Genomic DNA, 14,346 nt, shown 5'->3' with positions numbered 1-14,346 from the left:
CCGCGGTGTTCTCTTAATCGCGGTGTTCTTCTCATCGCTCCCGGTCGACGAACAGCGGGAACGGCGATTGAAAAAGATCTCAGAATCGTAACCGTGCCGGACCCTTGACAGTCCGTCTGGTGCGGTTCACACTTGCCCTGTTCGAAACAGTTTCGCTGTCTCGACACTGCCGCGGGAGGTAGCCATGGCAGACACGGATGCGCCGCTCGATGTCGTGCAGCGCCTGGTGAACGCCACCAACGAGCACGATCTCGCCGCAATGGTGGCGTGTTTCGCCACCGACTACCGTAACGAGACCCCCGCCCACCCGTCTCGGAGTTTCACCGGCAGCGACCAGGTGCGAGCGAACTGGGAACAGATCCTGCGTTTCGTGCCGGACCTGCGTTCCACGCTGGTGCGCACCGTGGTCGACGGCGACACCGTGTGGACCGAGTGGGAGCAGCGTGGCACCCGTCTGGACGGCGGTGAGCACGCCATGGCCGGCATCGTCATCTTGGGCATCACGGCCGGCCTGATCCAATGGGCGCGATTCTACCTGGAACCGGTCACGGAAGGCGGCGACATCAATCAGGCGGTTCGCGAGCAGTTCGTCAGGGCGCCGGGGGAGAGTTCGTGATTCTCGTCGCCGGCGGCACCGGTCGTCTCGGCCGGCTCGTGGTCGAACTGCTCCGGCAGCGCGGGGCCCAGGTGCGCGTGCTCACCCGGGATGTCGAGCGGGCCGCACCGCTTCGACCGCTCGGCGTCGAGGTCGCGCGCGGCGACGTCAGGCGGGCGGCCGACCTGACGAGCGCGATGGACGGCGTGGACACGGTGCTGTCGGCGATGCACGGGTTCGTCGGCCACCGCGGGATCTCTCCGGCGTCGGTCGATCGGGACGGCAACCGCAATCTCGTCGAGGCGGCCGAGCACGCCGGCGCATCCGTCGTCATGATGTCCGTTGTCGGCGCCGCCCCCGACAGCCCGCTCGAACTGTCCCGGATGAAGGCCGCCGCCGAGCAGCACCTGCGCACCGTCTCGTCGTCGTGGACCATCGTGCGCGCCGTCGCATTCGCCCAGTTGTGGATTGAGCTGATGCAACAGACGGCGGCGCGCGGCGGCAGGCCGCTGGTATTCGGACAGGGCCAGCAGCCCATTCAGTTTGTCTCGGTGGACGACGTCGCCCAGGCGGTGGCGATCGCGCTTCTCGACGAGTCGTTACGCGGCAGTGCGATCGAGATCGCCGGACCGGACCGGTGGACCTTCACCAGGCTGGCCGAGGCCGTTCAGGACACTGCTGGAAGGACCGGTCCACCGCGTCACATTCCGCCCGCAATGCTGAAGGTGATGGCATCGCTTGGCTGGGTGCAACCGCAGTTGGCCCGCCAAGCCAAGGCGGCCCTGGTGATGGACCGTGAGCCGCTGCCGAGCGCGGACGGCGCGTTCCGGCTGGCGCATCCGGAGCTCCCATCGACCTCGATCACCGAGTTGCTGGCGGCCGGGGAAGATACCGCGGCAGGTACCGCGCGAGGATCCCGGCGCCGAGGAGACCAAACGCACCCATGATGCTGCTGGCGATCGCGACCGAGGCCAGCGCCGTGATGAGGGCGACCGCCAGGGGAGCGGCGGCACTGCCGGCATCCGAGGTGAACCGCCAGGCGCCCAGGAACGGCGCCGGGTCGGACTTGTCGGCCAGGTCGGCGCCGAGGGTCATCAGAAGCCCGCTGCCGATCCCGTTGGCCAGCGAGAGCAGGATCGCGACGCCGATGAACCAGACCACCCGGCCGGGAACGTCATGGGTGAACGCGAGGACGATGTGGCCGGCGCCCAAGCCGACCATGGACGGGATGGCGGTCCACATCCGGCCGAATCGGTCCATGATCTGCCCGCTGGCATAGAACAGCGCGAAGTCAACCCCGCCGGCCACGCCGATGATCAACGCGGTGTTCGCGTCGCTGATGCCGATGCTCACCGCCCACAGCGGCAGGATCACCTGCCGACTGGCCCGCAGCGCACCGATCAGTGCCGCGCCGCCGCCGAGCTTCACGAGCACGCCGCGGGATGACCAGATGGTGTGGAACAGGCCGTTCGCCTGCCGAGTGATGAATTTCTCATCCTCGTGAGGCCTGCTGCGCGAGGTGCCGAAGGTCGCCGCCGGGTCGGGCAACAGCAGCAGGATCACGGCCGCAACCAGGCACGCGCCGATGTGGATCCAGAACACCGACTGGGAGGTGCCGGAGAGGTGAATCACCGCGGCGCTGATGAACGGGCCGATGAAGTAGCCGAACCGGAAGGTGCCACCGAGCGAGGACAGCGCCCTGGCCCGGTAGGCGACCGGTACGTAACTGGTCATGAAGGCATGCCGGGCCAGCGCGAACACGGCGGTCGCGAGCCCCACCAGCAGGATGCCGAATGCCAGCAACCACGGGTTCGGCGCAACCATCGCGGTGACCAGCCCGGCGATGGAAAGGAACGACGCGCTGATCATCGCGGTCCGCTCGCCGATCCGGCTGACGATCCAGCCGCTGGGGATGTCGCCGAGCAGTTCGCCGACCATGATCATCGCCGCGATGAAACCGGCGACGGCGAGCGTTGCGCCCAGGTTGTGTGCGACGACCGGGATGATCGGGATGATCGCACCCTCGCCGATCGCAAACACCAGTGTGGGCAAAAACGCGGCCAACGCCACCGAACGCAGGCTGAAAGGCCGCTCGGGCGTACTCGTCACCCGTCAACTCTAGGGCCGTGTCCCCGCCCCGTCCTTAACCCGTTTCAAGGAAAAACTGTCACCGAGGGCCCTGCTTCCCGATGCAGGGAGCCGGTCACGACAGAAAGTCCTTGAAACGGGTCAGGACGGGGGGAGGGGCGGGAGCAAAGTAGGCTGGAGCAAATGGATGAGCTGGATATTTCGGGGCAGATTGCTGCCCTTCGCGCGACTTTTGCGGACATCCGCGCGGTCATCGGCGTCGAGCGGCTGAAGGCCGAGATCGCCGAACTGAGCCGGCAGGCGGGCGTCCCGGATCTGTGGGATGACACCGACAAGGCGCAGAAGATCACCAGCGACCTCTCGCACCGGCAAGCGGAGTTGGCGAAGATCGAGAGCATCGAGCACCGTCTGGATGACCTCGAGGTGCTCGCCCAACTGGCCAACGAGGAGTCCGACGAGGCCGCCGCGCACGAGGTGCGCACCGAATTGGCCAGCGTGCAGAAAGTCCTCGGTGAGCTCGAGATCCAGACCCTGCTCAACGGCGAATGGGATGCCCGGCCCGCCGTGATCACCATCCGGGCCGGCGCGGGCGGCGTGGACGCCGCCGACTTCGCGGAGATGCTGCAGCGGATGTACCTACGCTGGGCGGAACAGCACCGCTACAAGGCCACAGTGCTGGACACCAGCTACGCCGAAGAGGCCGGCATCAAGTCCACCACCATCGAGCTCGACGCCCCGTACGCGTTCGGCACGCTCAGCGTTGAGGCAGGAACGCACCGCCTGGTGCGGATGAGCCCGTTCAACTCGGCGGGCAAGCGGCAGACCAGCTTCGCCGCGGTGGAGGTCATCCCGCTGATGGAGGAGACCGAGGCGATCGACATTCCGGAGGGCGACATCCGGGTGGACGTGTTCCGCTCTTCCGGGCCCGGCGGACAATCGGTGAACACCACCGACTCCGCCGTGCGGATCACGCACATCCCGACCGGCACCGTCGTGTCGATGCAGAACGAGAAGAGCCAGATCCAGAACCGGGCGGCGGCGATGCGCGTGCTGCAATCGCGGCTGCTCGTGCTGCAGCACGAGCAGGAGGCGGCCACAAAGAAGGAACTGGCCGGCACCATCACCGCCAGCTGGGGCGACCAAATGCGCAGTTACGTGCTTGCCCCCTACCAAATGGTGAAAGACTTGCGCACCGAGTACGAGGTGAACAACCCGTCCAACGTGTTCGACGGTGACCTGGACGGTTTCATCAACGCGGGCATCAAGTGGCGCAAGCAGGCGAAGAGCTAACCGTCGGCCTGTCGCTGAAGGCTTTCGGGACCCGGCCTCTAGGCTCGAGAAGTCATGATTCGATTCGATGAAGTAACGAAGCTCTACGCTCGGAATACCAGACCGGCGCTGGGTTCGGTGACCGTCGAGATCCTCCGCGGGGAGTTCGTCTTCCTGGTCGGCGCATCCGGCAGCGGCAAGTCGAGTTTTCTGCGTCTCGTGCTCAAAGAGGACAACCCGACCTCCGGGCAGATTCACGTGCTCGGTCGCAACCTGCGCAGCCTCAGCAGCCGCAAGGTGCCCTATTTCCGCCGCAACATTGGCGTCGTGTTCCAAGACTTCCGGCTGCTCCCGCAGAAGTCGGTGTTCGCCAACGTCGCCTTCTCACTGCAGGTCATCGGCAAGAGCAAGGGCTTCATCCAAGAGGCGGTGCCGGATGTGCTGAAGATGGTGGGTCTGGCCGGCAAGTCCAGCAGGTTGCCCACCGAACTCTCCGGCGGCGAGCAGCAACGCGTGGCCATCGCCCGGGCCATTGTGAACAGGCCAGCCATCCTGCTCGCCGACGAGCCGACCGGCAATCTCGACCCGGCAACCAGCGCCGGCATCATGGCTCTGCTCGAGCGAATCAACACGAACGGCACGACGGTGATCATGGCCACCCACGAGGCCGGAATCGTCGACCAGATGAAGCGGCGCGTCATAGAACTGGTGAACGGCCGGGTGGTGCGCGATGAACGTCACGGTGGCTATCAAACCCAGGCGCTCCCGGTGCAGCAGCAAGGAGCCGCCCGGTGAGGTTCGGCCTGATCATGTCCGAGGTCGCCGGCGGCCTCAAGCGCAATCTGTCGATGGTCGTCGCGGTGGTGCTGGTCACGTTTATCTCACTCACCTTCGTCGGCGCGGCGATGCTGCTGCAGTTGCAGATCGGCCAGATGAAGGGGTACTGGTACGACCGCGCCGAGGTGGCCGTGTACCTGTGCACCGACGTCGCCGACGGTGGCAACTGCAACTCCGTTGCCGCCACCGCCGAGCAGATCGCCCAGGTCAAGGATCAGTTGTCATCCGCGCCGCTGAAGCCGCTCATCACCCGATTCGAGTTCGAAAACCACGAGCAGGCGTACGCGAAGTACCAGCAGCAGTTCGCCGGCAGCAAATCATCCGGTTTCGTCACGCCCGACTTCCTCCCCGAGACCTACTGGGTCAACCTCAAGGACCCTTCCCAGTCGGACGTGCTCGTCGAGAGCCTGTCCGGCAAACCGGGAGTCGACGAGGTCGTCGATCAGCGCAAATACCTGCAGCCGATCTTCTCGGCCCTCGGCGCCGCCAGCTACACCGCCATCGGCATCGCAGGACTCATGCTCATCGCGGCGGTGCTGCTCATCGCAATGACCATCCGGCTGTCCGCGTTCTCGCGGCGCCGGGAGCTGGGAATCATGCGCCTGGTCGGCGCCTCGAACCGGTTCATTCAAACGCCGTTCATCCTCGAGGGGGTGATCGCCGCGCTGGTCGGCTCGGTGGCCGCCGGCGCCGCCGTCTTCGTCGGCGTGAAATTCTTCGTGCAGGACTACCTCGCGGTCATGCTGAAATCCACGCCGTTCGTGGGGCTGGACGATGTGCTCATCGTGGTCCCGGTCCTGCTGGTGATCGGCGCATCGTTGGCTGCGATCTCCGCGAGCATCGCAATCAGCCGGTACCTCAAGGTCTGACCCCGCGGGCTAGAATGATGGGCTGCCCGGTTTTCCCGGGTGGTCGCCGTCATCAACCAAGGAGTGCGTCGTGCCCAGGGATCGTGGCCAGAAAGTCGTGGCCAGTAATCGCAAAGCGCGCCACGACTACACCATCGAGGACACCTTCGAGGCGGGCCTGGTCTTGACGGGCACGGAGGTGAAGTCGTTGCGCGCCGGTCGCGCCTCCCTCGTCGACGGCTACGGCTTCATCGAAGCAGGCGAGGCGTGGCTGGATGCCGTACACATCCCGGAGTACAGCGGCGGCAGCTGGACCAACCATCCGCCTCGGCGCAAGCGCAAAATGCTGCTGCACAAGGCGCAGATCCTGAAGATCCAGAACAAGATCTCCAGCGGCGGTTACACGTTAGTCCCGCTGTCGCTGTACTTCAGCGACGGGAAGGCGAAGGTCGAGTTGGCGGTGGCCAAGGGAAAGCGCGAATACGACAAACGTCAGGCACTACGTGAACGCCAGGACAATCGAGAGGCCGCCCGGGCGATGGGAACGCACCGCAACCTCGGCGATTGACCGCGGAGGGGGTAAGGCGCGACGTCAGGCATAGATTCGGTCGCCCCGGTGTTCTATACTCAAAGGCCGCATCCTTTGGGCTGCGCTTGATAACTCAACAGCGTGTGATAGTGACCACCTTCATGGGGATGATCGGTTTCGACATTGCCTGAGTGAGTGTGGGAAGCGGGTCGAGGATGCAGGGTTATCTCGTAAACGACCTCTGCAAACAATAAGTGCGAAATCTAACCGCGCTGACTTCGCCCTCGCTGCCTAAGCGAGCGCACTAAAGAAGTCCGTCAGACCGGGAATGCTCTCTACCCGGATCCTGGCGTTATCTAGAGAGATTGCTTCTATGTTCCGCCTTGGGGCATAGAGGGACTTACACCAGGGCTGGGCTTGTCGGATTAGGTGCCAGTGGCAAATTCCGGAGCCGAGTGGAACGCCAGCACTGGCTACACCCGTAGAAGACACACGACCACAGCAGTGGACGGGGGTTCAATTCCCCCCATCTCCACCACCGGTCGCTATCGCACACTGTTGAAAGGCCACCCCGCTCGGGGTGGCCTTTCTCATGCCTACGCCTGTGGTGGCGCCATCAGATCGTTCCGCACTACATCAACGGCACCCGTTCGAGTCGATGGACCGCTCGTGCGCTCCATCTTCACGAGCACGATGCCCGCCACGATGAGCGCTCCGCCGAGACCCTGCATCAGGGTCGGCACCTCGCCGAGCAGCCACCAGGCGAACAGGATCGCGAACAGCACCTCGAGCAGACCGATGAACGAGGCGACCCGAGAGCCCAGCTTTGCCGCCGAGAGGATGCCGGCGAGATAGGCGAAGGCGGTCGCCACGATGACGACAACACCCATGGGGACCACCCACCAGACGCCGTGCACCCCGAGGAGGGTCACCGGTTCGAAGGCGAAGGTGAACGGCACCAGCCCGATGCCACCGATGATCGCGAGCGCGATCGCGCCCACGAACAGGCCGGAGCAGATGAGCACAACCGGCGGCAGTTCGCCGGTGGGCCTGGCCGAGATGAGAAAGTACCCCGCGACGCAGACCGCGGCGGTGAGTGCGAACAGGACGCCCAGGATGTCGAGGCCGAAGGCCCCCGCGGGTTTGACCACGAGCACGAGTCCGGCGATGCTCACCACCGCGCCGATGATCGTCAGCGCGGCCGGGGCGAGCCGGGTGCGGGCCCACGCCAGGAGCACCAGCAGGACCGGCGCGGTGTACTCGATCAGCAGCGCCACCCCCACCGGGAGCCGTTCGATGGCGGCGAAGTAGAACACCTGGGATCCGACCACCGCGACGATTCCATAGGTGACGATGAGCCGCCAGCGCGACAGCAGCATCCGAAACCGACCGGCCAAAGCGATCAGCGCGGGGATCAAGAGGACCACGCCGCCGAAGCCGGCTCGCACCGCGACCGCGGAGGCCGGGGACCACCCCGCCTCCAGCAGCGGCTTGACGAACGGTCCGCTCGTGCCGAACGCCGCGGCAGAGGCGACCGCGAGGACGAGGGTGGAGGGGCGGGTGGTCTGGCGGGCAGGCCTCGTGCCGACTGCGAGGGCCATCGCTCACGCTTCCATGTCAGGAGTCAAAAGAGTTACGATGATGACATTACGCGAATCGGATGTCAGGAGTCAACATGCTCTTTGCCTATGACACGGAGGCGATGCTCGCCTTCACCACGGCGCTCATCAACACCGAGCCCGGCGCATCCAACTCCGGCGAGGACGAACTGAGCAGCATCGACGAGCTCGAGGCGCTGCTCGACGAGCACGACTATTCGGGCCGCCGGGACCGCGACGCCGCGGAACTCGAGGAGATCCGGGGGCTGCGCACCGAATTCCGGCGCTACTGGAACGTCGATCGCGATGAGGCTGCCGAGCTGGTGAACGCGGTGCTGCGTGAGGAACGGGCGCTGCCGCAACTGGCCCGGCACGGCAACTGGGACTGGCACGTGCACGCGACCGCGCCGGACGCCCCGCTGGCGAGCCGGATGCGCGTGGAGGCCGCCATGGCGTTCATCGACGTCATCCGCACCGACGATTTCGACCGCCTGCGCAGCTGCGCGGCAGACGGATGCTCCGCCGTGCTGGTCGACCTCTCGCGCAACCGGTCGAAGCGCTACTGCGACGTCGGCAACTGCGGCAACCGGATGAATGTGATCGCCTACCGCGCCAGGAAGTCGGCCAACTCCTAGCCGGAACCGGTGGCGGCCGGTCACGGTCACGGCAGCGCGATGACCGTCATCCCCGGGTGCCGGCCCGCGTTCATCGTGGCCAGCGCTTCCGGCGCCTCCTGAAGCGAAATCGTGCGGCCGACCAGTAGCCTCGGGTCGATCAGGCCGGCGGCGATCGTCGCCAGCATCGCGGGATACTCGTGCGCCGCCATGCCGTGGCTGCCGCGGATCTCCAGTTCGTTCGCGATCACTCGATCCATCGGCACCCCGGCGATGGCGTTGTCGCCCACCATCAGCCCTACCTGCACGTGCCGACCGCGCTTGCGCAGGCTCCGAATCGGGTTCTCGCAGGTGGTGCGGCTCCCGTACGCGTCCAGCGACAGGTGCGCACCGCCGCCGGTGAGCTCACGGACTCCGGATGCGATGTCTTCGGATGCGACGTCGCCGGATCCGTCCACGGTCAGGGCACCGAGTCCGCGGGCCAGCCCGAGCGCCTCGGGCGACACATCGATGCCCACCACGCGGGCTCCGGCCGCCACGGCGATCATGATCGCGGACAGTCCGACGCCGCCGCAGCCGTGCACGGCCACCCATTCCCCCGGCCGCAGCCGACCCTGCGTCATCACGGCGCGGTAGGCGGTGGCGAAGCGGCACCCGAGCGCCGCCGCGGACACGTAGTCTTGGGCGTCGGGGAGGGCGATGAGGTTCACGTCGGCGTGCGCGATGGCCACCTGCTCGGCGAAGGACCCCCACTGGGTGAAGCCGGGCTGCTCCTGGCGGTCGCACACCTGCTGGTTGCCGCCCTGGCACTGTTCGCAGTCACCGCACGCGCAGACGAACGGCACGGTGACCCGGTCCCCGACCTTCCACTTGGTCACCGCCGTGCCAACCTGCTCGATGACACCGGCCAGCTCATGGCCGGGCACGTGCGGTAGCGCGATCCCGTCGTCGTGGCCCATCCAGCCGTGCCAATCGCTGCGGCACAGTCCGGTCGCCCGCACGCGGATGACGGCGCCTGTCGGCGCGCAGTGCGGCGCGGGAACCTCGACGAGCTCGGGCAGGGCCCCGAACTCCCGGAACAGGACAGCACGCATGGCGCTCCTTCGCTGGATGTGACCCCAGTCTGGAGCATCCGGCATCACCCGCCGCGCACCTCAACGAGGCACGCGTGCGACACGCCGACGAAGTTCATCCGGCGGATTGCAGCTCGCCCTCGTCAGGGGCGGCCACCGGCGTCGGATGGCTGCGGTCGATCGAGGTGGCCAGAGGCACCTCCTTGAGGAAGCACAGCAGCACGAACGCGAGCAACGCGAGCGGAACCATGTACAGGAACAGCGGCACCAGTGCGTCGTTGTAGCCGAGCAGGATCGGGTCGCGCAGCGCGTGCGGCAGCGCCCGCACACCGTCGGGGGTTAGCGAGGTGATGCCGCCGGCCGCGTGGCTGCCGCCCGGCAGCCGCTGAGTCAGGATGTCCATCAACCGCGAGGCGAACAAACTGCCGATGATGGCGCTTCCGAGGGACGCGCCGATCTGGCGGAAGTAGTTGTTCGATGCGGTCGCGGTACCGACGAGGCTGATGTGGAAGGAGTTCTGCACGACGAGCACGAGGATCTGCATGCTCGTGCCGAGTCCGGCGCCCATGACGGCCAGGTAGCAACAGAACACCCAGATCGGTGTGTCCGGTGTCAGGGTGCCGAGCAGCGCGAGCCCGAGGGCTAGCAGCAGCGAGCCGGTGATCGGCATCCACTTGTAGCGTCCATACTTGCTCGCTAGTGCTCCCGTGACGACCGAGGTGATCAGCAGCGCACCCATCATCGGGGTCATCAGTAGCCCCGCGGTGGTCGCATCCGCCCCGAAGGTCATCTGCAGGTAGGTGGGCAGATAGCCCACGGCTCCGAACATGGCCACACCGGTGAGCAGCCCGGCGGAGGTGGTGAGGTTGAAGTTGCGGTCCTTGAACAGCATCATCGGGATCAGCGGTTCTGCAGTCTTGCGCTCGACGAGAACGAACGCGATCCCGGCGAGGATCGTTCCGGCGATGAGGCCGATGATCGTCGGGGAGTCCCAGGCGTAGTCATTGCCGCCCCAGGATGCGACGAGCACGAGGCAGGTCGTGGTGGCGGCGATGAGCGCCATGCCCCACACGTCGATGCGCGGCTTTGCGTGATCGTGCCGCGGGATGTGCAGGAACTTGACGGCGGCGAATACCGCGACGATGCCGAGAGGGATGTTCATCCAGAACGTCCAGCGCCAGCCGGGACCCTCGGTGAACCAGCCGCCGAGCAGTGGGCCGGCCACGGACGACACGGCGAAGACGGCGCCCATGATGCCCATGTACTTGCCGCGCTCGCGGGCCGGAATCACGTCGGCGATGATCGCCTGGGAGAGGATCATCAGTCCGCCGCCGCCGAGGCCCTGCACGACACGGCCGATGATCATCATGCCCATGCTGGTGGAGAGGCCGCCGATCACGGAGCCGGCCATGAAGATGACGATGGCGCCGATGAGCAGGCCCTTGCGGCCGATCAGGTCGCCGACCTTGCCGTAAATGGGCATCATGATGGTCGAGGCGAGGATGTAGGCGGTCATCACCCACAGCATCTCGTCGACGCCGTTGAGCTCGCCCACCATGGTGGGCAGTGCCGCGCTGAGCACGGTCGAACTCAGGGCCGAAAGGAACATGGCCAGCATGAGGCCGACGAACATGAGAATGAGGCCGCGTTTGGTTTCGTGCGATGCCCGGGCCGGGGTCTTGGTGCTTCGAATTTGGGTGGTGGTCATTGAGTCTGTGGAGTACCTCTCGGAAGTGGTGAGGGGCATTGCCGAGGAGCTCGAGGATGCCTCGGGCGGAACTGCCCGGTGAATTGGGTGCCCGATCTGGCACACTCACGATGGATATTATTGCACAGATTGCAATAATGCACAACTGCAGTATTGGTCGATGGGGCTGCCGAACCCTGAAGGAATCTGCGAAACTTGCGGGCACACCGCCTTCGATCGCGACGGCGGTGGCACAGCGGGAGGCCCAGGATGGGTGGACAAGCGTGAGTGAACAAGCGGATGTGCCGGGTCGTGCCAAGTCGGTCGTTGTGGGCGTGGTGCCACACCAGTCGGATGCCGTGCTCCTTCGGGCCGCGGACTTCGCTGCAGCCCTGGGTGCGGAACTGGTCTGCGTCGGCGTGGACCGGTCGCGCTACACCGTCGGCGAGAATCCCGACGGGTCGCCGGTCACGCTGCCGTTCGATCCCGACCTGCCCGAGCTCGGGGATGCGGAATTCGACGCAGCACTCCAGGGGCATATCGAAGAACTGCTTCGAGACAAAGCGGTGCGGTGGAGCGTGCACGCGGTGGCCGGGGAACCGGTCCGGGCGTTGGCGCAGCTGGCGGACACGCTGGATGCCGAGATGATCGTCGTTGGCACCCGTGACGGTGCGCGCTCCAGCATCCAGGAGTTCTTCGGCGGTTCGCTGGCGGTGCACCTGGCGCACCGCCAGAAGCGGCCGGTGATGGTCATTCCGGTCTCGCCGACGCCGCGCGGGGAGAAGCTGCCCTGGGAGGACGCTTAGCCGAGCCGGCCGCCGTGTATATTGACGACAGTGCCGATCGATCCCGCGCCAGCTTCACCGCAGGCGCGTCGACCGGTGCACCTGCATTGGCGTTACATCGGCCTGGTCGCACTCGGCGGCACGTTCGGCACAGCGGCTCGTATCGGCCTGACGGAGGCGCTTCCTTCCTGGCAGAGCGTTCCGGTGACGACGGTCGGCGTCAACATCCTCGGAGCGTTCCTGCTCGGCGTGCTTCTGGCGTCTCTGACACGCCGCGGCGGTGATGAGGGGACGCGCCGTGCCGCCCGACTCCTGCTCGGTACCGGCTTCCTGGGCGGGTTCACCACCTACAGCGCCCTGGCGGTCGACACGGACACCCTGGTCAGGAGCGGGCAGGCGGGTCTGGCGGTCGCGTACGCGCTCACCACGGTGGTCCTCGGCGCGCTGGCCGCCGCCGCGGGCATCCGCGTCGCCACCCGTCGGGGCGGCCGGCGGTGATCGTCACCGTGGTTCTGGTGTCCGTGGCAGGTGGCCTCGGCGCCGCGGCGCGACTCGTCCTCGATGGACTCATTTCCGCCAGAATCCGCTCCGCCTACCCGCTCGGCACCACCGTGATCAACGTCACCGGTTCGCTGCTGCTCGGGCTGGTCACGGGACTGGCGATTTCGCACGGGCTGCCGCAGCAGTGGCACCTCATTGTCGGCAGCGGATTCCTCGGCGGCTACACGACCTTCAGCACGGCGAGCGTTGAAACAGTGCGACTCGTTCAGGCCGGACGGTACTTCAGCGCCCTGGCGACAGGGCTCGGCATGCTGGTGTTCTCCGTGCTCGCGGCGGCGTTGGGGCTGTGGCTGGGATCGCTGTGAAGCCGACGGCGCCGGGGTAGCGTGGTCGCATGTGCGGACGCTTCGCGATGGACAAGGAAACCGACGAACTGATCGCCGAGTTCGTGGCGGCCGAGGGAACGGCGCGACTGCAGGAGTGGCGCCCGTCGTGGAACGTGGCCCCCACCGATCCGGTACCGATCGTGCGTGAGCACGGCGGACGGCGCGAGGTTGACCTGGTGCGTTGGGGTTTGGTGCCCCCGACCGCGTCGAGCTTCGGTGGCGGCAAGCCGATCATCAACGCGCGCATCGAGACCGTGGCGACCAATGGAATGTTCAAGGCCGCCTTCGCGTCCCGCCGTTGCATCGTGCCGGCCAAAGGCTACTTCGAGTGGCAGTTGCAGGAGGGCGGCAAACAGCCCTATTTCATCCACGAACCCGGCGCAGATCTCGCGATGGCCGGGGTGGTGGGCGCGTGGCCGGACCGCACCAAGGCAGCGGATGATCCGGAGCGCTGGCGGTTGTCCGTGGCCATCATCACCCGGGACGCGCACGTCGCCCCCGGTGAGGTGCACGACCGGATGCCGGCGTGCCTGGACGCCGATGCCTACGATGACTGGCTCGGCGACGGCCTGGGCACCGATGACCTGCTGCACCTGCTCGACGAGTCCTCGTTCGAGGTGGCCCATGAGCTGGGCTACTACGCGGTGTCCAAGGCGGTCAACAGTGTGAAGAACAACGCGCCAGAGCTGATCGAGTCGCTGTAGCGGTGCGGATGCGCGCGAAATTCAGGAATTCAGGATCGCCAGCGCAGCCTCGTGCAGGCGTCCGTTGGTCGCCACGGCACTGTGGTGCCACGGGCCGGGTTCACCGTCCAGCGAGCTGAACCTGCCGCCGGCTTCCTCGACGATGGGGACCAGGGCCGCCATGTCGTACACCTGCAGGTCCAACTCGCCCGCGACATCCACAAGGCCCTCGGCGACCATCATGTACGCCCACATGTCGCCGTAATCGCGGGTGCGCCACACCGCGCGGGACAACGCCAGATAGCTCTCGAGCTTGCCGGCGCCGTCCCAACGGCTCAGGCCGCTGCAACTGGCGGAAGCGTCGGCCAGGTCGGCGACGGCGGACACGCGGATGCTGCGCTCGGTTTCACCGAGGACGGCGTCACGCATCCAGGCGCCGCTGCCCTTGGCGGCCCACCAGCGCTTGCCCAGCGCCGGTGCGCTCACCACGCCTACCTGGGGCACGCCGTCGACGGCGAGGGCGATGAGTGTTGCCCACACCGGCACTCCGCGAACGTAGTTCTTGGTGCCGTCGATCGGGTCGATGATCCACTGTCGGCGGGATTCGCCGACGGTGCCGAACTCTTCACCGAGGATCGAGTCACCCGGTCGCTCCCGGGTGATCGCCGAACGGAGGTCCTGCTCGACGGCCTTGTCGGCATCCGTCACCGGTGACAGGTCCGGTTTGGTGCTGACCACCAGGTCGTCGGCACGAAATCGCGCCAGCGAGAGGGCGTCGGCGGCGTCGGCCAAACGGTGCGCGAGTTGGAGGTCGGGCTGCAGGTCGGTCACGTCTCAAGGGTAGCGGGGTGGA

Annotated in this window: 16 protein-coding genes and 1 other RNA gene; 12 read left to right on the top strand and 5 right to left on the bottom strand. The window is 66.5% G+C overall.

Annotated features, from left to right (window positions below; genetic code table 11):
• Nucleotides 1-184: 184 nt before the first annotated feature.
• Together ABFX56_RS12625 and ABFX56_RS12620 are read left to right on the top strand one after the other, a co-directional pair.
• Nucleotides 185-616 carry a nuclear transport factor 2 family protein gene (locus ABFX56_RS12625; protein WP_346233692.1) on the top strand — a complete coding sequence of 144 codons (432 nt, stop codon included), beginning with the start codon at nt 185-187 and terminating at the stop codon, nt 614-616.
• Nucleotides 613-1,542, top strand: a complete 930-nt coding sequence (locus ABFX56_RS12620) for an SDR family oxidoreductase (protein WP_346233691.1) — start codon at nt 613-615, stop codon at nt 1,540-1,542. Before ABFX56_RS12625 ends, ABFX56_RS12620 begins: the two co-directional genes overlap by 4 nt.
• Here ABFX56_RS12620 and ABFX56_RS12615 read toward each other — a convergent pair.
• Nucleotides 1,457-2,704, bottom strand: coding sequence for an MFS transporter (locus ABFX56_RS12615; protein WP_346233690.1), 1,248 nt, complete (start codon nt 2,702-2,704; stop codon nt 1,457-1,459). The two genes, ABFX56_RS12620 and ABFX56_RS12615, sit on opposite strands and share 86 nt — an antisense overlap.
• A gap of 162 nt (nt 2,705-2,866) precedes the next feature.
• Between ABFX56_RS12615 and prfB the strand changes: the two genes are divergently transcribed.
• From prfB to ssrA, 5 genes are all read left to right on the top strand, one after another.
• Nucleotides 2,867-3,973, top strand: a complete 1,107-nt coding sequence (prfB, locus tag ABFX56_RS12610; protein ID WP_346233689.1) for a peptide chain release factor 2 — start codon at nt 2,867-2,869, stop codon at nt 3,971-3,973.
• Between the two features lie 54 nt (nt 3,974-4,027).
• Nucleotides 4,028-4,747, top strand: a complete 720-nt coding sequence (gene ftsE, locus ABFX56_RS12605; RefSeq protein WP_346233688.1) for a cell division ATP-binding protein FtsE — start codon at nt 4,028-4,030, stop codon at nt 4,745-4,747.
• Nucleotides 4,744-5,658, top strand: a complete 915-nt coding sequence (ftsX, locus tag ABFX56_RS12600; RefSeq protein WP_346233687.1) for a permease-like cell division protein FtsX — start codon at nt 4,744-4,746, stop codon at nt 5,656-5,658. Before ftsE ends, ftsX begins: the two co-directional genes overlap by 4 nt.
• A 70-nt stretch (nt 5,659-5,728) precedes the next feature.
• Nucleotides 5,729-6,205, top strand: a complete 477-nt coding sequence (gene smpB, locus ABFX56_RS12595; RefSeq protein WP_346233686.1) for an SsrA-binding protein SmpB — start codon at nt 5,729-5,731, stop codon at nt 6,203-6,205.
• Between the two features lie 124 nt (nt 6,206-6,329).
• Nucleotides 6,330-6,704, top strand: a transfer-messenger RNA (tmRNA) gene (ssrA, locus tag ABFX56_RS12590).
• A 58-nt stretch (nt 6,705-6,762) separates the two neighbouring features.
• Here the strand turns inward: ssrA and ABFX56_RS12585 are convergent.
• Complete coding sequence (locus tag ABFX56_RS12585; RefSeq protein WP_346233685.1) at nt 6,763-7,767, bottom strand: EamA family transporter; 1,005 nt, start codon at nt 7,765-7,767, stop codon at nt 6,763-6,765.
• Between the two features lie 74 nt (nt 7,768-7,841).
• On the opposite strand from ABFX56_RS12585, the gene ABFX56_RS12580 reads away from it, so the two are divergent.
• Nucleotides 7,842-8,399 (top strand): CGNR zinc finger domain-containing protein, encoded by a 558-nt coding sequence (locus ABFX56_RS12580; RefSeq protein WP_346233684.1) that lies wholly within the window; start codon nt 7,842-7,844, stop codon nt 8,397-8,399.
• Between the two features lie 26 nt (nt 8,400-8,425).
• Here ABFX56_RS12580 and ABFX56_RS12575 read toward each other — a convergent pair whose 3' ends face one another.
• Entirely contained in the window at nt 8,426-9,472 is a 1,047-nt protein-coding gene (locus ABFX56_RS12575; RefSeq protein ID WP_346233683.1) for a zinc-dependent alcohol dehydrogenase family protein, read from the bottom strand.
• 94 nt (nt 9,473-9,566) lie between these two features.
• Nucleotides 9,567-11,159, bottom strand: a complete 1,593-nt coding sequence (locus ABFX56_RS12570) for an MDR family MFS transporter (protein ID WP_346233682.1) — start codon at nt 11,157-11,159, stop codon at nt 9,567-9,569.
• Nucleotides 11,160-11,422: 263 nt separating this feature from the next.
• On the opposite strand from ABFX56_RS12570, the gene ABFX56_RS12565 reads away from it, so the two are divergent.
• The 4 genes from ABFX56_RS12565 to ABFX56_RS12550 are packed head-to-tail and all read left to right on the top strand — an operon-like array spanning nt 11,423 to nt 13,514.
• Entirely contained in the window at nt 11,423-11,944 is a 522-nt protein-coding gene (locus ABFX56_RS12565) for a universal stress protein (RefSeq protein WP_346233681.1), read from the top strand.
• Nucleotides 11,945-11,974: 30 nt separating this feature from the next.
• Entirely contained in the window at nt 11,975-12,421 is a 447-nt protein-coding gene (locus ABFX56_RS12560; RefSeq protein WP_346233680.1) for a fluoride efflux transporter FluC, read from the top strand.
• The gene (crcB, locus tag ABFX56_RS12555) at nt 12,418-12,789 is read left to right on the top strand and encodes a fluoride efflux transporter CrcB (protein ID WP_428834444.1); all 372 of its coding nucleotides are present in this window, start codon (nt 12,418-12,420) and stop codon (nt 12,787-12,789) included. The genes ABFX56_RS12560 and crcB overlap by 4 nt, the downstream gene beginning before the upstream one ends.
• Before the next feature lie 29 nt (nt 12,790-12,818).
• A complete protein-coding gene (locus ABFX56_RS12550; RefSeq protein WP_346233679.1) occupies nt 12,819-13,514 on the top strand; it encodes an SOS response-associated peptidase in 696 nt (231 codons plus the stop codon).
• A gap of 21 nt (nt 13,515-13,535) precedes the next feature.
• On the opposite strand, the gene hisN is transcribed toward ABFX56_RS12550, so the two are convergent.
• Nucleotides 13,536-14,324: a histidinol-phosphatase gene (gene hisN, locus ABFX56_RS12545; protein WP_346233678.1), complete on the bottom strand. Its 789-nt coding sequence runs from the start codon at nt 14,322-14,324 to the stop codon at nt 13,536-13,538.
• Nucleotides 14,325-14,346: the final 22 nt, after the last annotated feature.

Source organism: Parafrigoribacterium mesophilum (assembly GCF_039652555.1).
GTDB lineage: Bacteria > Actinomycetota > Actinomycetes > Actinomycetales > Microbacteriaceae > Parafrigoribacterium > Parafrigoribacterium mesophilum.
Note: the sequence above shows the minus strand (reverse complement) of the source record. Positions and strands in the feature narration are given on the sequence as shown.

Excerpts from the sequence above, each read along its gene's own strand:
- prfB (WP_346233689.1), top strand. The coding sequence starts at position 2,867 with ATGGATGAGCTGGATATTTCGGGGCAGATTGCTGCCCTTCGCGCGACT.
- ABFX56_RS12550 (WP_346233679.1), top strand. The coding sequence starts at position 12,819 with ATGTGCGGACGCTTCGCGATGGACAAGGAAACCGACGAACTGATCGCC.
- ABFX56_RS12585 (WP_346233685.1), bottom strand. The coding sequence starts at position 7,767 with ATGGCCCTCGCAGTCGGCACGAGGCCTGCCCGCCAGACCACCCGCCCC.
- ABFX56_RS12580 (WP_346233684.1), top strand. The coding sequence starts at position 7,842 with ATGCTCTTTGCCTATGACACGGAGGCGATGCTCGCCTTCACCACGGCG.
- ABFX56_RS12570 (WP_346233682.1), bottom strand. The coding sequence starts at position 11,159 with ATGACCACCACCCAAATTCGAAGCACCAAGACCCCGGCCCGGGCATCG.
- ftsE (WP_346233688.1), top strand. The coding sequence starts at position 4,028 with ATGATTCGATTCGATGAAGTAACGAAGCTCTACGCTCGGAATACCAGA.
- ABFX56_RS12625 (WP_346233692.1), top strand. The coding sequence starts at position 185 with ATGGCAGACACGGATGCGCCGCTCGATGTCGTGCAGCGCCTGGTGAAC.
- ABFX56_RS12575 (WP_346233683.1), bottom strand. The coding sequence starts at position 9,472 with ATGCGTGCTGTCCTGTTCCGGGAGTTCGGGGCCCTGCCCGAGCTCGTC.